Origin of the sequence: Burkholderia sp. B21-005 (assembly GCF_020843965.1) — a bacterium.
GTDB lineage: Bacteria > Pseudomonadota > Gammaproteobacteria > Burkholderiales > Burkholderiaceae > Burkholderia > Burkholderia ambifaria.
On sequence record NZ_CP086303.1, the window covers coordinates 574471 to 596999 of the forward strand.

Consider the following 22529-nt stretch of genomic DNA (forward strand, 5'->3'; position numbering starts at 1 on the left):
ATGACAGGACGGGGAGCACGACATGGCGACGACTTCAAACGGGACCGCGGTTTCCATCAGCAATACGCCGCAGGCAACGAACGACGTATTTACGTCGGCACAGACGGGGCTCACCGACAATACGCTCACCACCGTCTACCTGAACGTGATGGCGAACGATCTCGGCGGCGCGGCCAAGACGCTCTATTCGCTCGACTCCGGCACCGAAACGACCGTCGCGCTCGAACAGACGGCGTTGCTGACGCAGGATACGGGCCGGGCGGAATCGGTGAGCGCGGATCTCAGCGCGCACGGCGCGCACATCTGGATCACGTCGGACGGCAAGGTCGGGTATGACGCGAGCCATCTCGACGCGTCGTGGTTGTCGAACAGCTTCAATACGCTCGGCTACGCGCAGGACAGCTTCACGTACGCGATCCGGCTGGGTAACGGTACGCTGAGCTGGGCGACGGCCTATGTCGACATTGCGCCGCCCGCTCCTGTCGTCGCGCTGGCGCACGACACGGGCATGTCGGCCGCCGACAACCTCACGTCGGACGGTACGCTGTCGGTCGGCGCGGTGGCGCACGGCGCGACCGTTCAGTACAGCACCGACAACGGCGCGCACTGGAACACGAGCTTCTGCGCCGTCGAAGGAACGAATACCGTGCTGGTGCGGCAGATCGACGTGACCGGCAATGCGTCGGCCGTGTCTTCGTGCTCGTTCACGCTGGATACGACTGCCGGGACGGCGCCCGGGGTGGCGTTGGCGGTCGATTCGGGAAGTAGCGCGACCGATCACGTCACGAATGTTGGTGCGCTGAATGTCACCGGGGTCCAGACGGGCGCCACTGTGCAGTACAGCGTCGATAACGGGGCGCATTGGAGTACGAGTTTTAGCGCCGTCGAAGGGCTGAACAACGTGCAGGTTCGGCAGGTCGATGTCGCGGGCAATACGTCGGCGGCTACGTCGTTCAGTTTCACGCTTGATACGTCGGCTGGTGTGCCGGGTGTTGCGTTGACTACCGACTCGGGTAGCAATGCCGCGGACCACATTACCAATGTCGGTACACTGAACGTCTCGGGCATCGAGACCGGCGCCACCGTGCAATACAGCGTCGATAACGGTGCGCATTGGTACACGAGCTTCAGTGCCGTCGAAGGCGTGAACAATGTGCAGGTTCGGCAGATCGATGTCGCGGGCAATACGTCGGCCCCGACTTCGTTCAGCTTCACGCTCGATACGTCGGCTGGTGCGCCCGGTGTCGCGCTCACGAGTGATTCCGGCAGCAATGCCACCGACCACATCACCAACGTCGGTACACTGAACCTCTCGGGCATCGAGGCCGGCGCCACAGTGCAATACAGCGTCGATAACGGGGCGCATTGGAGTACGAGCTTCAGTGCCGTCGAAGGATTGAACAACGTTCAGGTTCGGCAGATCGACGTGGCCGGCAACACATCGTCAGCTACATCGCTCAGCTTCACGCTCGATACGTCGGCCGCATCGCCGAGTGTTACGTTGACCACCGACTCCGGCAACAGCGCCACCGACCACATCACCAACGTCGGTACGTTGAACCTCACAGGCATCGAAACCGGCGCCACCGTTCAGTACAGCGTCGACAACGGCGCACATTGGAACACGAGCTTTAGCGCCGTCGAAGGGCTGAACAATGTGCAGGTTCGGCAGATCGATGTCGCGGGCAATACGTCTGCCCCGACCTCGTTCAGTTTCACGCTGGATACGTCGGCTGCTGCGCCCGGTGTCGCACTCACGAGCGACTCGGGTAGCAGCGCCACTGATCACATCACCAATGTCGGCACGCTGAACGTCACTGGCATCGAAACCGGCGCCACCGTTCAGTACAGCGTCGACAACGGGGCGCATTGGAGTACCAGCTTCAGCGCCGTCGAAGGGCTGAACAACGTGCAAGTTCGACAGATCGATGTCGCGGGCAACACGTCCACCCCGACTTCGTTCAGCTTTACGCTCGATACGTCGGCTGCCTCGCCCGGTGTCGCACTCACGAGCGACTCGGGTAGCAGCGCCACCGATCACATCACCAATGTCGGCACGCTGAACGTCACTGGCATCGAAACCGGCGCAACCGTTCAGTACAGTATCGATAACGGTGCGCATTGGAACACGAGCTTCAGTGCCGTCGAAGGACTGAACAATGTGCAAGTTCGACAGATCGATGTCGCGGGCAACACGTCGTCGGCCACATCGCTCAGCTTCACGCTCGACACCTCGGCCGCCGCGCCCGGTGTCGCACTCACGAGCGACTCGGGTAGCAGCGCCACTGATCACATCACCAATGTCGGCACGCTGAACGTCACTGGCATCGAGACCGGCGCCACCGTTCAGTACAGTGTCGACAACGGCGCGCATTGGAGTACGAGTTTCGGTGCCCTCGAAGGCGTGAATAATGTGCAGGTTCGGCAGGTCGATGTCGCGGGCAATACGTCGTCGGCAACGTCGTTTAGCTTCACGCTCGATACGTCAGCCGCCGCGCCCGGTGTCGCGCTCACGAGCGACTCGGGCAGCAGCGCCACCGACCACGTCACCAACGTCGGAACGCTGAACCTCTCTGGCATCGAAACCGGCGCCACCGTGCAGTACAGCGTCGACAACGGTGCGCATTGGAACACGAGCTTCAGCGCCGTCGAAGGGATGAACAACGTGCAAGTCCGCCAGATCGATGTCGCGGGCAACACGTCGGCTCCCACATCGCTCAGCTTCACGCTCGATTCCTCGGCTGCCGCGCCCGGTGTCGCACTGACCACCGACTCTGGTAGCAGCGCCACCGATCACATCACCAATGTCGGCACGTTGAATCTCACCGGTTTCGAAACCGGCGCGACTGTCGAATACTCGACCGATGGTGGCCATACCTGGAACACCAGTTTCAATGCCGTTGAAGGCGTGAACGACGTGCAGGTTCGGCAAACCGATGTCGCGGGCAACACGTCAGCTGCCACATCGCTCAGCTTCACGCTCGATACCTCGGCCGCTGCGCCCGGTGTCGTGCTCACGAGTGATTCCGGCAGCAATGCCACCGACCACATCACCAACGTCGGTACACTGAACCTCTCGGGCATCGAGGCCGGCGCCACAGCGCAATACAGCGTCGATAACGGTGCCCATTGGAACACGAGCTTCAGCGCCGTCGAAGGCGTGAACAATGTGCAGGTTCGGCAGATCGACGTCGCGGGAAACACGTCGTCGGCCACGTCGCTCAGCTTCACGCTCGATACCTCGGCTGCCGCGCCCGGTGTCGCACTGACCACCGACTCCGGTAGCAGCGCCACCGACCACGTCACCAACGTCGGCACGTTGAATCTCACCGCTGTCGAAACCGGCGCCACGATCGAATACTCAATCGATGGCGGTCATACCTGGAACACCAGTTTCAATGCCGTCGAAGGCTTAAACGACGTGCAGGTCCGGCAGACCGATGTCGCGGGAAACACGTCCGCCCCAACCTCGTTCAGCTTCATGCTCGATACGTCAGCCGCTGCGCCAGGTGTCGCGCTGACCACTGACTCCGGTAGCAGCTCGACCGACCACATCACCAATGTCGGCACGCTGAATCTCACCGGTGTCGAAACTGGCGCCACGGTCGAATACTCGACCGATGGCGGCCATACCTGGAACACCAGTTTCAACGCCGTCGAAGGCGTGAATGACGTCCAGGTTCGGCAGACCGATATCGCAGGCAATACGTCGAATCCGACTTCGCTCAGCTTTACGCTGGATACCTCGGCCGCTGCACCGGGCGTTGCACTGACCGCCGACTCCGGCGGCAACGCTACCGATCACATCACCAACGTCGGTACACTCAATGTTTCTGGTGTGGAAACCGGCGCAGTTGTCGAATACTCGATCGACGGCGGCCACACCTGGAACACCAGTTTCAATGCCGTCGAAGGCGCGAATGACGTACAGGTCCGGCAGACCGATGTCGCAGGCAACACGTCGGACCCGACGACGTTCAGCTTCACGCTCGATACCTCGGCTGCCGCGCCCGGTGTCGCGCTCACGAGCGATTCCGGTAGCAGCGCTACCGATCACACCACCAATGTCGGCACGTTGAATCTCACCGGTGTCGAAACGGGCGCCACCGTCGAATATTCGATCGATGGCGGTCATACCTGGAACACCAGTTTCAACGCCGTCGAAGGCGTGAATGACGTCCAGGTCCGGCAGACCGATGTCGCAGGCAATACATCGGATCCGACGGCGTTCAACTTCACGCTCGATACCTCGGCCGCCGCGCCCGGTGTCGCCCTGACTACCGATTCCGGCAGCAGTGCCACCGACCACATTACCAGTGCCGGCACGTTGAATCTCACCGGTGTTGAAATCGGCGCCACCGTCGAATACTCGACGGATGGTGGTCATACCTGGAACACCAGTTTCAGCGCCGTCGAAGGCGTGAACGACGTGCAGGTCAGGCAAACCGATGTCGCGGGCAATACGTCGGACCCGACGGCGTTCAGCTTCACACTCGATACCTCGGCCGCTGCGCCTAGCGTCGCGCTCACCGGCGATTCCGGCAGCAGTGCCACCGACCACATTACCAATGTCGGTACGTTGAATCTCAACGGTGTCGAAACGGGCGCCACCGTCGAATACTCGACGGATGGTGGCCATACCTGGAACACCAACTTCAACGCCATCGAAGGCGTGAACGACGTGCAGGTCCGGCAAACCGATGTCGCAGGCAATACATCGGACCCGACTTCGTTCAGCTTCACGCTCGATACGTCGGCCGGTGCGCCCGGTGTCGCCCTGACCGCCGATTCCGGCAATAGCTCGACCGATTACATCACCAACGTCGGCACGCTGAATCTTACCGGCATTGAAACGGGCGCCACCGTCGAATATTCGATCGATGGCGGTCATACCTGGAGCACCGGTTTCAACGCCGTCGAAGGCGTGAACGACGTCCAGGTGCGGCAAACCGATGTCGCTGGCAACACATCGGACCCGACCTCGTTCAGCTTCACACTCGATACCTCGGCCGCCGCGCCCGGTGTTGCATTGACGACCGATTCCGGCAGCAATGTCACCGATCACATCACCAATGTCGGTACCCTGAATCTCACCGGTGTCGAAACCGGCGCTACCGTCGAATACTCGACGGATGGTGGCCACACCTGGAACACCAGTTTCAACGCCATCGAAGGCGTGAACGACGTACAGGTTCGTCAAACCGATATCGCTGGCAACACGTCGGATCCGACTTCGTTCAGCTTTACGCTGGATACCTCGGCCGCTGCACCGGGTGTCGCCCTGACAGCCGATTCCGGCAGTAGCTCGACCGATCACATCACCAACATCGGTACGTTGAATCTCACCGGTGTCGAAACAGGCGCCACCGTCGAATACTCGACCGACGGCGGACATACCTGGAATACCAGTTTCAACGCCGTCGAAGGGGTGAATGACGTACAGGTTCGGCAGACCGATATCGCTGGCAACACATCGGACCCGACCTCGTTAAGCTTCACGCTCGATACCTCGGCCGCCGCGCCCGGTGTTGCATTGACGACCGATTCCGGCAGCAATGTCACCGATCACATCACCAATGTCGGTACCCTGAATCTCACCGGTGTCGAAACCGGCGCTACCGTCGAATACTCGACGGATGGTGGCCACACCTGGAATACCAGTTTCAACGCCATCGAAGGCGTGAACGACGTACAGGTTCGTCAAACCGATATCGCTGGCAACACATCGGACCCGACCTCGTTCAGCTTCACGCTCGATACCTCGGCCGCCGCGCCCGGTCTCGCACTGACCGCCGATTCCGGCACTAGCTCGACCGACCACATCACCAACGTCGGTACACTCAACGTGTCTGGTGTGGAGACTGGCGCAGTTGTCGAATACTCGATCGACGGCGGCCATACCTGGAACACCAGTTTCAGCGCTGTCGAAGGCGTGAACGACGTACAGGTCCGGCAGACCGATGTCGCAGGCAATACATCGGACCCGACCTCGTTCAGCTTTACGCTCGATACGTCGTCCGCCGCGCCCGGTGTCGCGCTCACGAGCGATTCCGGGAGCAGCGCTACCGATCACACCACCAATGTCGGCACGCTGAATCTTACCGGCATTGAAACGGGCGCCACCGTCGAATACTCAATCGATGGCGGACATACCTGGAGCACCAGCTTCAACGCCGTAGAAGGCGTGAATGACGTACAGGTCAGGCAGACCGATATCGCAGGCAATACGTCGGATCCGACTTCGTTCAGCTTCACGCTCGATACGTCGGCCGGTGCGCCCGGTGTCGCCCTGACCGCCGATTCCGGCGATAGCTCGACCGATCACATCACCAATGTCGGCACGCTGAATCTCACCGGTGTTGAAACGGGCGCCACCGTCGAATACTCGACCGATGGCGGCCACACCTGGAACACCAGTTTCAACGCCGTCGAAGGCGTGAACGACGTGCAGGTTCGGCAAACCGATGTCGCGGGCAACACGTCGGACCCGACGGCGTTCCACTTCACACTCGACACCTCAGCCGCTGCACCCGGTGTCGCCCTGACCGCCGATTCCGGCAGTAGCTCGACCGACCACATCACCAATGTCGGTACGTTAAATCTCACCGGTGTTGAAACCGGCGCCACCGTCGAATACTCGACCGATGGTGGACACACCTGGAACACCAGTTTCAACGCCGTCGAAGGGGTGAATGACGTCCAGGTCCGGCAGACCGATGTCGCAGGCAACACGTCGGATCCGACGGCGTTCAGCTTCACACTTGATACCTCAGCCGCCGCGCCCGGCGTCGCATTGACCGCCGATTCCGGCACTAGCTCGACCGATCACATCACCAACGTCGGTACATTGAATCCTACGGGCGTTGAAACTGGCGCCACCGTCGAATACTCGATCGATGGCGGTCATACCTGGAGCACCAGTTTCAACGCCGTCGAAGGCGTAAACGACGTGCAGGTTCGGCAAACCGATATCGCTGGCAACACGTCGGATCCGACGGCGTTCAGCTTCACACTCGACACCTCAGCCGCTGCACCGGGTGTCGCCCTGACCGCCGATTCCGGCAGTAGCTCGACCGATCACATCACCAACGTCGGTACGTTAAATCTCACCGGTGTTGAAACGGGCGCCACCGTCGAATACTCGATCGATGGCGGCCACACCTGGAACACCAGTTTCAACGCGGTCGAAGGCGTGAACGACGTACAGGTCCGGCAGACCGATGTCGCAGGCAATACATCTGATCCGACTTCATTCAGCTTCACGCTCGACACCTCGGCCGCCGCGCCCGGCGTCGCGTTGACTACCGACTCCGGCAGCAATGCCGCCGACCACATCACCAACGTCGGTACACTTAGCCTGTCCGGTGTGGAGACTGGGGCAGTTGTCGAATACTCGATCGATGGCGGTCACACCTGGAACACCAGCTTCAACGCCGTCGAAGGCGTGAACGACGTGCAGATTCGGCAGACTGATGTCGCGGGCAATACGTCGGACCCGACGGCGTTCAGCTTCACACTCGATACCTCGGCCGCCGCGCCCGGTGTCGCGCTCACGAGCGATTCCGGTAGCAGCGCTACCGATCACATTACCAATGTCGGTACGTTGAATCTCACCGGTGTTGAAACGGGCGCCACCGTCGAATACTCGACGGATGGCGGTCATACCTGGAACGCCAGTTTCAACGCCGTCGAAGGCGTGAATGACGTACAGGTCCGTCAAACCGATATCGCAGGCAATACGTCGGATCCGACGGCGTTCAACTTCACGCTCGATACGTCGGCCGCCGCACCCGGTGTCGCACTGACCACTGACTCCGGTAGCAGCTCAACCGATCACATCACCAACGTCGGCACGCTGAATCTCACCGGTGTTGAAACCGGCGCCACCGTCGAATACTCGACCGATGGCGGCCATACATGGAGCACCAGTTTCAATGCCGTAGAAGGCGTGAACGATGTACAAATTCGGCAAACCGATGTCGCGGGCAATACGTCGGATCCGACGGCGTTCAGCTTCACGCTCGATACCTCGGCCGCCGCGCCGGGTGTCGCCCTGACAGCCGATTCCGGCGGTAGCTCGACCGATCACATCACCAACGTCGATACGTTGAATCTCACCGGCATTGAAACGGGCGCCACCGTCGAATATTCGATCGATGGCGGTCATACCTGGAACACCAGTTTCAACGCCGTCGAAGGCGTGAATGACGTCCAGGTCCGGCAGACCGATGTCGCAGGCAATACGTCCGCCCCGACCTCGTTCAACTTCACGCTCGATACCTCGGCCGCTGCACCGGGTGTCGCCCTGACTACCGATTCCGGCAGCAGTGCCACCGACCACATTACCAGTGCCGGCACGTTGAATCTCACCGGTGTTGAAACCGGCGCCACCGTCGAATACTCGACGGATGGTGGTCATACCTGGAACACCAGTTTCAGCGCCGTCGAAGGCGTGAACGACGTGCAGGTCAGGCAAACCGATGTCGCGGGCAATACGTCGGACCCGACGGCGTTCAGCTTCACGCTCGATACCTCGGCCGCTGCGCCTGGCGTCGCGCTCACCGGCGATTCCGGCAGCAGTGCCACCGACCACATTACCAATGTCGGTACGTTGAATCTCAACGGTGTCGAAACGGGCGCCACCGTCGAATACTCGACGGATGGTGGCCATACCTGGAACACCAGTTTCAATGCCGTCGAAGGGGTGAATGACGTCCAGGTCCGGCAGACCGATGTCGCAGGCAATACGTCCGCCCCGACCTCGTTCAACTTCACGCTCGATACCTCGGCCGCTGCACCGGGTGTCGCCCTGACTACCGATTCCGGCAGCAGTGCCACCGACCACATTACCAGTGCCGGCACGTTGAATCTCACCGGTGTTGAAACGGGCGCCACCGTCGAATATTCGATCGATGGCGGTCACACCTGGAACACCAGTTTCAATGCCGTCGAAGGCATGAACGACGTGCAGGTCCGTCAAACCGATGTCGCAGGCAATACGTCGGACCTGACGGCGTTCCACTTCACACTCGATACGTCAGCCGCCGCACCCGGTGTCGCACTCACGACCGATTCCGGCAGTGGCTCGACCGATCACGTCACCAACGTCGGTACGTTGAATCTTACGGGTGTTGAAACGGGCGCCACCGTCGAATACTCGACGGATGGTGGACACACCTGGAACACCAATTTCAACGCCGTCGAAGGCGTGAACGACGTACAGGTTCGGCAGACCGATATCGCAGGCAATACATCAGATCCGACTTCGTTCAGCTTTACGCTCGATACCTCGGCCGCTGCACCGGGTGTTGCACTGACCGCCGACTCCGGCAGCAACGCTACCGACCACATCACGAACGTCGGCACACTTAGCCTGTCTGGTGTGGAGACTGGCGCAGTTGTCGAATACTCGATCGATGGCGGTCATACCTGGAGCACTAGCTTCAACGCGGTCGAAGGCGTGAACGACGTCCAGGTTCGGCAGACCGATATCGCAGGCAATACATCAGATCCGACTTCGTTCAGCTTTACGCTCGATACCTCGGCCGCCGCACCCAGTGTCGCACTCACGAGCGATTCCGGTAGCAACTCGACCGATCACATCACCAACGTCGGTACACTCAACGTGTCTGGGGTGGAGACTGGCGCAGTTGTCGAATACTCGATCGACGGCGGCCATACCTGGAACACCAGCTTCAACGCCATCGAAGGCGTGAACGACGTACAGGTCCGGCAGACCGATGTCGCAGGCAATACGTCGGATCCGACTTCGCTCAGCTTTACGCTGGATACCTCGGCCGCTGCACCGGGCGTTGCACTGACCGCCGACTCCGGCGGCAACGCTACCGATCACATCACCAACGTCGGTACACTCGGTGTGTCTGGCGTGGAGACCGGCGCAGTTGTCGAATACTCGATCGATGGCGGTCATACCTGGAACACCAGCTTCAACGCAGTCGAAGGCGTGAATGACGTACAGGTTCGGCAGACCGATATCGCAGGCAATACGTCGGACCCGACGACGTTCAGCTTCACGCTCGACACCTCGGCCTCCGCGCCCGGTGTCGCACTGACCACCGATTCCGGCAGCAACGCCACCGACCATGTCACGAGCGTCGGCACACTCAACGTGTCTGGTGTGGAGACCGGCGCAGTTGTCGAATACTCGATCGACGGCGGTCATACCTGGAACACCAGCTTCAACGCGGTCGAAGGCGTGAATGACGTACAGGTCCGGCAGACCGATGTCGCAGGCAATACATCGGACCCGACTTCGTTCAACTTCACGCTCGATACCTCAGCCGCCGCGCCCGGCGTCGCATTGACCGCCGATTCCGGCAGCAACACCACCGACCACATCACGAGCGTCGGTACACTCAACGTGTCTGGCGTGGAGACCGGCGCAGTTGTCGAATACTCGATCGATGGTGGCCACACCTGGAACACCAGCTTCAGCGCTGTCGAAGGCGTGAACGACGTGCAGATCCGGCAGACCGATGTCGCAGGCAACACGTCCGCCCCAACCTCGTTCAGCTTCACGCTCGATACGTCGGCCGCCGCACCCGGCGTCGCATTGACCGCCGATTCCGGCAGTAGCTCGACCGATCACATCACCAACGTCGGCACGCTGAATCTCACCGGTGTCGAAACGGGCGCCACCGTCGAATACTCGACGGATGGTGGCCACACCTGGAACACCAGCTTCAACGCCGTCGAAGGCGTGAACGACGTACAGGTGCGGCAAACCGATGTCGCAGGCAACACGTCGGATCCGACTTCGCTCAGCTTTACGCTCGATACCTCGGCCGCCGCGCCCGGCGTTGCATTGACCACCGATTCCGGCAGCAACGCCACCGACCACATCACGAGCGTCGGCACACTCAACGTGTCTGGTGTGGAGACTGGCGCAGTTGTCGAATACTCGATCGACGGCGGCCATACCTGGAACACCAGCTTCAACTCCATCGAAGGCGTGAACGACGTACAGGTGCGGCAAACCGATGTCGCAGGCAACACGTCGGATCCGACTTCGCTCAGCTTTACGCTGGATACCTCGGCCGCTGCACCGGGCGTTGCACTGACCGCCGACTCCGGCGGCAACGCTACCGATCACATCACCAACGTCGGTACACTCGATGTGTCTGGTGTGGAGACTGGCGCAGTTGTCGAATACTCGATCGATGGCGGTCATACCTGGAGCACCAGTTTCAATGCCGTCGAAGGCTTAAACGACGTGCAGGTCCGGCAGACCGATGTCGCGGGAAACACGTCGTCGGCCACGTCGCTCAGCTTCACGCTCGATACCTCAGCCGCTGCGCCAGGTGTCGCGCTGACCACTGACTCCGGTAGCAGCTCGACCGATCACATCACCAATGTCGGCACGCTGAATCTCACCGGTGTTGAAACGGGCGCCACGGTCGAATACTCGACCGATGGCGGCCATACCTGGAACACCAGTTTCAACGCCGTCGAAGGCGTGAATGATGTACAGGTCAGGCAGACCGATATCGCAGGCAATACGTCAGCTGCCACATCGCTCAGCTTCACGCTCGATACCTCGGCCACTGCGCCCAGCGTCGCATTGACCGCCGATTCCGGCAATAGCTCGACCGATCACATCACTAACGTCGGCACACTCAACGTGTCTGGTGTGGAGACTGGCGCAGTTGTCGAATACTCGATCGACGGTGGCCATACCTGGAACACCAACTTCAACGCCATCGAAGGCGTGAACGACGTGCAGGTTCGGCAGACCGATATCGCTGGCAATACATCAGATCCGACTTCGTTCAGCTTTACGCTCGATACCTCAGCTGCTGCGCCCGGTGTCGCGCTCACGAGCGACTCGGGTAGCAGCGCCACCGATCACATCACCAACGTCGGCACGCTGAACCTCTCCGGCATCGAAACCGGCGCTACCGTTCAGTACAGTATCGATAACGGTGCGCATTGGAACTCGAGCTTCAGTGCCGTCGAAGGCTTGAACAATGTGCAGGTTCGTCAGGTCGATGTCGCGGGCAATACGTCGTCGGCCACGTCGCTCAGCTTCACGCTCGATACGTCGGCCGCTGCGCCGGGTGTCGTGCTCACGAGCGATTCCGGCAGCAGCTCGACCGATCACATCACCAATGTCGGCACGCTGAACGTCACTGGCATCGAAACCGGCGCCACCGTTCAGTACAGTATCGATAACGGGGCGCATTGGAACACGAGCTTCAGCGCCGTCGAAGGACTGAACAATGTGCAGGTTCGGCAGATCGATGTCGCGGGCAATACGTCTGCCCCGACCTCGTTCAGTTTCACGCTGGATACGTCCGCCGCCGCGCCCGGTGTCGCACTCACGAGCGACTCCGGCAGCAGCGCCACTGATCACATTACCAATGTCGGCACACTGAACGTCTCGGGCATCGAGACCGGCGCCACCGTACAGTACAGCGTCGATAACGGTGCGCACTGGAACACGAGCTTCGGCGCCGTCGAAGGACTGAACAACGTGCAGGTTCGGCAGATCGACGTGGCGGGCAACACGTCGTCAGCCACGTCGTTCAGCTTCACGCTCGATACGTCGGTCGCAGCACCCAGCGTTGCATTGACCACCGATTCCGGCAGCAGTGGCACGGACCATATTACCAATGTCGGCACGCTGAACCTCTCCGGCATCGAAACCGGCGCTACCGTTCAGTACAGTATCGATAACGGTGCGCATTGGAACTCGAGCTTCAGTGCCGTCGAAGGCGTGAACGACGTTCAGGTCCGGCAAACCGATCTCGCGGGCAACACGTCCGCCCCGACCTCGTTCAGCTTCACGCTCGATACGTCGGCCGCTGCGCCGGGTGTCGTGCTCACGAGCGATTCCGGTAGCAGCTCGACCGATAACATCACCAATGTCGGCACGCTGAACGTCACTGGCATCGAAACCGGCGCCACCGTACAGTACAGCGTCGATAACGGTGCGCACTGGAACACGAGCTTCGGCGCCGTCGAAGGACTGAACAACGTGCAGGTTCGGCAGGTCGATGTCGCGGGCAACACGTCGTCAGCCACGTCGTTCAGCTTCACGCTCGATACGTCGGCCGCAGCACCCAGCGTTGCATTGACCACCGATTCCGGCAGCAGTGGCACGGACCATATTACCAATGTCGGTACGTTGAATCTCTCGGGTATCGAAACCGGCGCCACCGTGCAATACAGCGTCGACAACGGCGCGCACTGGAACACGAGCTTCAGCGCCATCGAAGGACTGAATAACGTGCAGGTTCGACAGATCGATGTCGCGGGCAACACGTCGTCAGCCACGTCGTTCAGCTTCACGCTCGACACCTCGGCCGCCGCGCCCGGTGTCGCCCTGACCACCGACTCCGGCAGTAGCGCCACCGACCACATCACCAACGTCGGCACGCTGAACGTCACGGGCATCGAAAACGGCGCGACCGTTCAGTACAGCATCGACAACGGTGCGCATTGGAGTACGAGCTTCAGTGCCGTCCAAGGCGTGAATAACGTGCAAGTTCGAGAGATCGACATCGCGGGCAACACGTCGTCGGCCACGTCGCTCAGCTTCACGCTCGACACCTCGGCCGCCGCGCCCGGCGTTGCGCTGACCACCGATTCCGGCAGCAGCGCCACCGACCACATCACCAACGTCGGCACGCTGAACCTTTCCGGCATCGAAACCGGCGCAACCGTGCAATACAGCGTCGATAACGGTGCGCATTGGAACACGAGCTTCAGCGCCATCGAAGGTGTGAACAATGTGCAGGTTCGGCAGATCGATGTCGCGGGCAATACGTCGGCGGCAACCTCGTTCAGCTTCACGCTCGATACGTCGGCCGCGGCGCCGGGTGTTGCGCTGACCACCGACTCGGGCAGTAGCGGCACTGATCACATCACCAACGTCGGTACGTTGAATCTCACTGGCATCGAAACCGGCGCCACCGTGCAATACAGCGTCGACAACGGGGCCCATTGGAGTACGAGTTTCGGTGCCCTCGAAGGCGTGAACAACGTGCAGGTTCGACAGGTCGATGCCGCGGGCAACACGTCGTCGGCCACGTCGTTCAGCTTCACGCTCGATACCTCGGCCGCTGCGCCCGGCGTTGCGCTGACCACCGACTCCGGCAGCAGCGCCACCGACCACATCACCAACGTCGGCACGCTGAACGTCACCGGCATCGAAACCGGCGCAACCGTACAGTACAGCATCGACAACGGCGCGCATTGGAACTCGAGCTTCAGTGCCGTCCAAGGCGTGAATAACGTGCAGGTTCGAGAGATCGACATCGCGGGCAACACGTCGTCGGCCACGTCGTTCAGCTTCACGCTCGACACCTCGGCCGCTGCGCCCGGTGTCGCGCTGACCACCGATTCCGGCAGCAGTGCCACGGACCACATCACCAACGTCGGCACGCTGAACCTCTCCGGCATCGAAACCGGCGCAACCGTTCAGTACAGCATCGATAGCGGCGCACATTGGAACACGAGCTTCAGCGCCGTCGAAGGGCTGAACAACGTCCAAGTCCGCCAGATCGACGTGGCTGGCAACACATCATCAGCTACATCGCTGAGCTTCACGCTCGATACCTCGGCCGCAGCACCCGGTGTCGTATTGACCACCGACTCCGGCAGCAGCACCTCCGACCACATCACCAACGTCGGCACGCTGAACCTCTCCGGCATCGAAACCGGCGCCACCGTCCAATACAGCATCGACAACGGCGCGCATTGGAACACGAGCTTCAGCGCCGTCGAAGGCGTGAACAACATTCAAGTCCGTCAGATCGACATCGCGGGCAATATCTCGAACGCCACGAGCTTAAGCTTCACGCTCGACACCACCGCGCCGTCGACGCTGTCATGGCAATACAATCAAGGCAGCCACACGCTGACGGCCAACACCGACACGTCCAATGTCTGGAAAGTCCTGATCCACGACAACACGACCAACGCCGATTACACGGCGACGCAGCAAACCGCCGGAACCTGGACCTACACGCAACAGAGCCTGAATCTCAACAAGGACTCCCTCACCGTGACGGAGCGGGACACCGCGGGCAACTCGCGCTCGTTGACGCAGACGGCGCCCGCCGGGGTCGCCGGATCCGAGATCAACCTGGCGCTCGCCGATCCGTCCGGCCACGCGGCCGACCTCGCGGTGACGATCGCCGGCATCCCGTCCGGCTGGACGCTGAATGCCGGCACCGACCTCGGCAACGGCGCATGGCTCGTGCCGACGAACGACCTCGGCGCGCTCACCGTCACGCCGCCCACCTCCTTCACCGGCGCCACCGTGCTCACGGTGACCGAAACCTGGACGGCCGCGGACGGCAGCCACGCCGCCGCCACGATCGCGGACAACGTCGAAGCGTACGCGGCCAACGCGCCGATCTTCGCCTGGTCGGGCGACGACCAACTGACGGGATCCGCCGGCCACGACCTGTTCGTCTTCTCGCAGCCGATCGGCAACGACACGCTGCACACGTTCGACCTCGCCGCCGACAAGATCGATCTCGTGGGCTTCACGGGCATCGCAAGCTTCAGCGACGTCCAGGCGCATCTGGCAGACGACGCGAACGGCAATGCGGTGATCACGCTGGGCGATGGCGCCACCATCACGGTAACGGGCGTGCATTCGACCGACCTCACCGGCGACAACTTCGTGTTCGACCAGGAACCGGTCGTACAGAACGCCGGCGTCATGACGGTGAACGACGGCGCGATGCTGCCGATCGGCGGGATCGTGGAGAACACGGGCACGATCGCGCTCGGCTCGACCGGCGACATCACCCGCTTCGAAATCCTCCCGAAGAGCGCGACGCTGGAAGGTGGCGGGCACGTGACGCTGTCCGACGATAGCCACAACGTCGTGTTCGGCAGCACGCCGGATGCCACGCTCGTGAACGTCGACAACACGATCACGGGTGCCGGCCAGCTCGGCGCCGGCCAGCTGACGCTCGTCAACGAAGGAACGATCGTCGCCGACGGCGCCAACGCGCTCGTCATCGACACGGGCACGCACGCGGTCGCCAACGCCGGCACGCTCGAGGCGACGGGCAGCGGCGGCCTCGTGATCGAAAGCGCGGTGAACAACACGGGCAACCTGTGGGCCAACAACGGCAACCTGACGATCCACGGCGACGTGACGGGCGCCGGCAGCGCGACGATCAGCGGCGGCGCAACGCTCGATTTCGACGGCGCGTCCGCGGAAAACACGACGTTCGCCGATGGTGCCGCGGGGACGCTCAAGCTGGACCACTCCGCCGGTTTCACCGGCACGGTCAGCGGCTTCGGCGCCGGTGACGCGCTCGACCTGACCGACGTGCTGTTCGGCGATCACACGACGCTGAGCTTCACGGCCAACGACACGGGAACGGGCGGCACGCTCACGGTCAGCGACGGCGCCCACACCGCGCAGGTCGCGCTTCAAGGCAATCTGTCGGGCGGCAGCTTCCAGCTCTCGCACGATCAGGGCAGCGGCACCGTGGTCACTTACGTGCCGCCGCCGCTGCCGCACGTTCAGGAGGTTTGAGCCGCCCGGAATACCCCGTGAGCGACGTCCGACGGACGAACTCTCCTCCGGATCGTCGTTCGCGGCAGTGTGTTTGATGCATCTGTCGCGATGGCCGGTCGCATGATCGCCGGCATCGCGCAACGTATAATCGTGCCCAAGGCTGGCTGCAAACCACCGTCGGGCGACAGGAAACAGTCGATGAACAGGAACTGCCCTCTGCTTGCCGTGCTCGCATTCGCGTCGGCGCTCGCGGGCACCGCCGCGCCCGCCGCCGCGCAAAGCCTGCAGGAAGCGGTCGAGCAGGCGATCCGGACCAACCCCGAAGTCCTTGCCACGACATACAACAGAGAAGCGGCGGATCAAGGCCTGAAGCAGGCGCGAGCCGGCTACCTGCCCCGCGTGGACGTCGACGCGGCGATCGGCAAGGAGCAGCGCGACGATGTCGAAACGCGTCTGCTCGGCCTGAACCGCACGACGTTCACGCACCGGACGGCCAGCGTGACGTTGTCGCAAATGCTGTTCGACGGTTTCGCGGTCAAGAGCGAAGTGGCGCGGCAACGGGCACGCATCGACTCGTCCGCGAATCGCGTCGCGTCAACCTCGGAGGACGTGGCGCTGCGCGTGGTGGGCGCGTATCTGGAAGTCCTGCGCCGCCAGGAAACGGTCGCCGCCGCCACCGACAACCTCGAGTCCCACCGCCGGATCCACGATCAGATCAAGCTGCGCAGCGACCGCGGCGTCGGCCGGCGCGCCGACCTTTACCAGGCGGAAAGCCGGCTGGCGCTCGCGCAGGACAACCTGCGCTCCGAGCAAAGCAACCTGAAAGACGCCGAAGTGGCCTACGCGCGGCTGGTGGGCGCGCCGCCGAACGTGCTCGTCAAGCCGGTCGCGCCGGAAGCCACGCTGCCGCCGACGGAACGATTCGCGCTGGATACGGCGCTGGCGAACCACCCGTCCCTCGCGGCCGCCGAGGCGGACGTCGCGCAGGCCAATGCGCACTATGACGCGGCGAAGGCCGCACTATGGCCGCGCATCGATCTGGAGCTGAGCGCGAGCCATGACCGTGACGGTGTGCTCGGTCCGACGAACGACCGCCGCGTGATGCTGCGGTTGCGCTACAACCTGTTTCAGGGCGGCGCCGACAAGGCGCATATCGGCGAAGCGCATGCGCAGATCCGGGAGGCCGAGGAAGACCGCAACCGCACGCGCCTGGAGATCGCGGAAGGCGAATCGCACGCCTACAACGCATACGTCACCGCACGCGACCGGTTGGTCGTGCTCAAGCAGTACGTCGATTCCAGCGCGTCGACGCGCGAGGCGTACCTGTTGCAGTTCGGCATCGGTCAACGTTCGCTGCTCGACCTGCTCAACGCGGAGAACGAGTATTACAGCGCGCGCATCGATTACATCAGCGGCCAGTACGCGGAAGTGGCGAGCGCGTACCGCGTGTTCGCCGGGATGGGGCAGTTGCTCGACACGCTTCACGTCGCGCGGCCCGCGCAGGCGTGGGGCGCCGGCGGCGTGCAGCCGGCGGTGGCCTTCGACCGGCGCACATCCGATCCCGGCAAATGACGAGGCCCCGGGGTCGGCATTGCACCCCGGGGCCCTTCAGTCGTCGACGTTGACTACGGTGTCGGGCATCGTCCGCATGCCCGATACCCGACGGTCAACGTCCGTCGCGCCGCATCAGAACTGATAGCCTGCGCCCACCACCGCGCCGAAGTCCGACCGCGCATTGCCCGTCACCGACGCCTTGACGACCCAGCGATTGCTCTCCGTCACGTACGAGTACCCGGCCGCGAAGCCTTGCTGCCCGTGATAGTTCGACGTCGCCGCCGACACCATCGAGCGCCCGGCTCCCGTCGGCTGCGGCAAACCGGCCACCGCCATCGCCGACGCCACGCCGCCGTACATGTCCTTCTTCAGGTCGTTGAACGAGTTGTACACCTGCCCGATCCGCTGGTCGGTGTAGCCCTTCGCCTGCGTCGACGCGGTATTGAGGTTGTCGTTCAGCTGCTGCACGTTCACCGCGTCGGTCGGCGCCGTGCCGGCCGCCACGTTCGTGACCTGCCGTTCGTTGCCCTTCGCGCCGACCGAGAACGAATTGTCGCGATCCGCAACGGAGCCCTGGCCGACCGCCACCGCGTTCTTGCCGGTTGCCGTCGCCGTCGTGCCGATCGAACCGGCATCGGCACGCGCGATCCACGTCGTGTTCGCATCGGTTGCCGCCGCACGGATCTGGTCGTTGGCCGCCGCCGTCTTCAGCGCGTCGTTGAACTGGGCCATGTTGACCGCGTCGTTGCCGTTCACGCCTGCCGCGACACCGGTCAGCACGCGGTCGCCCGCCGTGCCGGAGAAGTTCACGCTGGTGCCGCCCGAGTCCTTGCCGACCGTGATCGCGCCTTTCGGGTCCTGCTGCTGCACGAGCCCGGCCTTGCCGTTCGCGATGTTGGTCACGTTGTCCTGCAGGTTCGCGATATCGGTCGTGTTCTTCGACACCTGCTGGTTCGTCGCGTAGAGCTGCGAGCCGTTCACCGCGTCCGTGCTGGTCGCGCTGAGCGTGCCGGCCTTCACGTTGGTGATGCGCGTGCCACCCGCCCCGCCGAGCGTGATCGAGCCCTTCGAGCTGTCGTCGTACTGCACCGCGAGCGCGCCGAGCTGGTCGAGGTTCGACTGCACCGACTTCAGCTGCTTCACGTTCACCGCGTCCGTATCGTCGGTGCCGGCCGCGACGTTCTTCAGCACGACCGCCGCGTTCGGGTTGCCGCCGATCAGTGAGACCGAGTTCAGCCGGTTGCCGTTGCCGTCGACGTCGTACTTGACGACGTTCTTCACGGCCTCGCCCGTCTGGTTCGACACCTGCGTGATCTGCTGCTCGAGATCGGACTTCACGCCGTACAACTGGCCGCCGTTCACCGCGTCCGTGCTGCCGGCCGCGACATTGCCGTCGGCGACGCTGGTCAGCTTCGTCGGCGCGCCGCCACGGGCGGCGTTGTATGCGCCGAGCGTCGGGTCGAACTGCAGCGCATCCTTCTGCAGCCCGGCGATCGCGGTCGTATTGACGGCGATGTTCGTTTCGGCATTGCCGATGCGCGTCTCGTGATTCCCGAGCGTCGTCGTGTTGCTGCCGACGCGGCCATCGAGATTCGTCAGCGCGTCGCCGACATTGTTGAACGAATCGCCGCCGATCTTGTACGCGGGCGCCGTGATCGAGCCATCCGTATTCGCCGTCGCCCCGCCGCCGAGCGCGGATGCCGTGCCGTCGATCGCGCGGCGCAGCTGCGCGCCGTTCACGGCGTCCGTGCTGCCGGTCGACACGTTGCCTTCCGCGACGTTGGTCACGCGCACGGGAATCCCGCCGTTGCCCGCGCCCAGCGAAACCTGATGCTTGCTCGCATCGTCGTACTTCACGGCGAGCGCATCGAGCTGGCTCGTGCCGTCGTGAATCGCCGCGTTCAGCTGGTCGACGTTCACCGCGTCGGTGCCGTTCTGGCCAGCCGCGAGGTTGCCGATGCGTTGCGGGCTGTTGCCGCCGTGGCTCGCATCGTAAGTGCCGAGGCTCGGGTTCCACTGCAGCGCATCCTGCTGCAGCGCGGCGATGTTACCGGTGTTCGTCGTCACCTGGTCGCCGAGCTTCGTCACGCTGTTGCCGACGTTGGCGATCGACTGGTTCAGCGTATCGGTCGCCTTGCCGAGCTGGCCGACGTTCACCGCGTCGTTCGCGCTCACGCCGTCCGCAACGTTGTGCAGGCCGACCGGTGCCGGCGCGCCCTGGCCGCCGAGCGTGACGCCGCCATGCGCATCGTCGTCGTACTGCACCGCGTTCTTCGTCGCGTTGGCGATCTGGCTCGTGATCGACGTGCTCAGGTTACCGATCGTCGTGCTCACGCTGTTGGTCACGCTCGTGCTGAGCGATGCGAGGCCGCTGCCCAGTTGCCCGACGTTCACGGCATCGTGCGCATCCTTGCCGTCCGCGACATTGTGCAGCGTCGTGCCGTTCGGGCCGGCGAACGTGACCGAGTCGAAGCCGCTCGCGCCGTCGTACTTCACGTTGCGCGCATCGGCTGCCTGCAGGCCGCCGATGTTCGACGCGGCCGTGCTCAGCGATGCATTGAGGCCGGTCACGTTGTTCTGCAGGTTCGTGATGTTCGCGGCGGCGGTCGACAGCGAGGTCTGCAGCGGCGCAACGCTGCCCTTCAGCTGGCCGACGTTGACCGCGTCCGTATCGGCGACACCGGCCGCCACACCGCTGATCGTCGTGCCGGCGCTGCCGTCGAGCGCGATCGCGGCATGCGAATCGTCGGTGTATTTGACGACGTTCTGCGTCGCCGTCACGATGCTCGTGCTGAGGCTGTTGCCGACGTTGGTCACGCGCTGGTCGACGTTCGCGATCGACGTCGACAGCGTGTTGCCGACGGAGGTCACGCGTGCGTCGACGTTGGCGATGCCGGTGCTGAGCGTGCTGTTCACGTTCTTCAGCTGCTGGACGTTCACGGCATCCGTATCGGCCGCGCCCGCTGCGACGTTCTTGATCTGGCGTTCGTGGCCGAGCGAACCGAACGAGACGGCCCCGCCGACCGGTGCAGCCGTGCCGCCGAATACCGGCGTACCGCCGTTGTTCGCACCGACGCTGCCCGAGCCGATCGCGACCTGGTTGTTGTCATTCGTCTGCGCACCGGCGCCGATCGCGACGGATTGCGTGCCGCCCGCACGGGTCTGCGTCGCGGCATCGTAGGATGCGCCGTTCGACACGCCGTCGCTCGTGGTCGGATTCGCGCCGCCGATCGCAATCGAGCGATCGCCGCTCGCCAGCGCCGAGTGACCGAGTGCGATCGAACTCGTGCCATGCGCATCGGCAACGTTGCCGAGCGCCATCGAGTAATCGCCGATCGCGGCGGACTGACGGCCCACCGCGAGCGCCGTATTGCCCTGCGCGACGGCCACCGTGCCGATCGCCGTGGCCGAGTTCGCCAGTGCCTGGGCGCCGACGCCGATCGCAATGCCGCCGCCGCTGCCGGAGCCACCCTGGCTGCCCGCGTTCGACTGGTCGCCGATCGCGATGCCGCTGGAGCCGGCCTTCGCATTCGTTCCAGACGTGAAGTTCGTGCTGCTCGTCGCCACGAACGTCCCGCTCTTCGTCGCGACACACAACGGGTTCGTACCGTCGATGCACTGCCCGTTCAGCGCGTTGTCCGGGTTGCCGCGATCGACGAAATTGTCCGCGTGTGCAGCCCCCGCGACCAGCACACCTGCGCTTGCGAACATGGCGGCGACGAGCGCCGAAATCTGGTTCCTCTGCATTTTTTGCTCCGTTTTGTGGCTTTTGGTTTGAATTTGGACTACTTAGGTTTATTTACAGCTTCGACTTCAACTTCGAACTCAATGCGCGATACGCTGCCCAGGCGCGTCGCTCGGTCGACGGCCCGTTCCGTTCATTCGATAAAAACCATCAGGAATACAAAATGACTGCCATAGACGAGCTCGTCCCTGCTGATTCTCGCGAGTCAACCTGCTGTCATTGACATTCCGAATTGAATGCCGCGCGTGGCGCGACCAACCCCGTTTCTTTTATTTCATCTGCTGCACGCGAACGAATTTCCATCCACGTCGATAATGCGGATGCGACGGACGTCGTGACGAATATTCGTCGGCGCGCACATCAATTGATGCACCGGACTCTAATCCCGCAACGTCTGCCACGGTATGCCGGAGGTCCAACCCGTCGAATCCATCCGTCATCCAAAGTTCGGACGAATTATGAGACACGCCCCGGCATTAGTGAAGGCGGCATTCTTTATAGATTGCAAAATGCAATGTTTTCAATGTCTTAGGTTAAAAACACCAATCTCGCAAACGATTTCGTATTGCCGCGCTTAATAAAAATGTTTTCCTGGAAGGATAAATACTTTGCTGGAGCGGAGTGCCATTAAAAGCAATCTCGCAAAAAACTGCAAAATACCGAAAAGGGGATTCAACGTTAGCCCCGACTCGCATCCCAATAATAGAGATAGGCACTCTAGCG

At 62.6% G+C, this 22529-nt stretch carries 3 protein-coding genes; 2 read left to right on the forward strand and 1 reads right to left on the reverse strand.

Going from position 1 to position 22529, the window contains the following annotated elements; all coding sequences use genetic code 11:
* The first annotated feature begins 22 nt into the window (after nucleotides 1–22).
* Nucleotides 23–16525 carry an Ig-like domain-containing protein gene (locus LMA02_RS33225; protein WP_228910135.1) on the forward strand — a complete coding sequence of 5501 codons (16503 nt, stop codon included), beginning with the start codon at nucleotides 23–25 and terminating at the stop codon, nucleotides 16523–16525.
* Nucleotides 16526–16705: 180 nt separating this feature from the next.
* Nucleotides 16706–18079: a TolC family outer membrane protein gene (locus LMA02_RS33230; protein WP_228910136.1), complete on the forward strand. Its 1374-nt coding sequence runs from the start codon at nucleotides 16706–16708 to the stop codon at nucleotides 18077–18079.
* 114 nt (nucleotides 18080–18193) lie between these two features.
* Here LMA02_RS33230 and LMA02_RS33235 read toward each other — a convergent pair whose 3' ends face one another.
* Nucleotides 18194–21808, reverse strand: coding sequence for a YadA-like family protein (locus LMA02_RS33235; RefSeq protein WP_228910137.1), 3615 nt, complete (start codon nucleotides 21806–21808; stop codon nucleotides 18194–18196).
* Nucleotides 21809–22529: the final 721 nt, after the last annotated feature.

Excerpts from the sequence above, each read along its gene's own strand:
- LMA02_RS33225 (WP_228910135.1), top strand. The coding sequence starts at position 23 with ATGGCGACGACTTCAAACGGGACCGCGGTTTCCATCAGCAATACGCCG.
- LMA02_RS33230 (WP_228910136.1), top strand. The coding sequence starts at position 16,706 with ATGAACAGGAACTGCCCTCTGCTTGCCGTGCTCGCATTCGCGTCGGCG.
- LMA02_RS33235 (WP_228910137.1), bottom strand. The coding sequence starts at position 21,808 with ATGCAGAGGAACCAGATTTCGGCGCTCGTCGCCGCCATGTTCGCAAGC.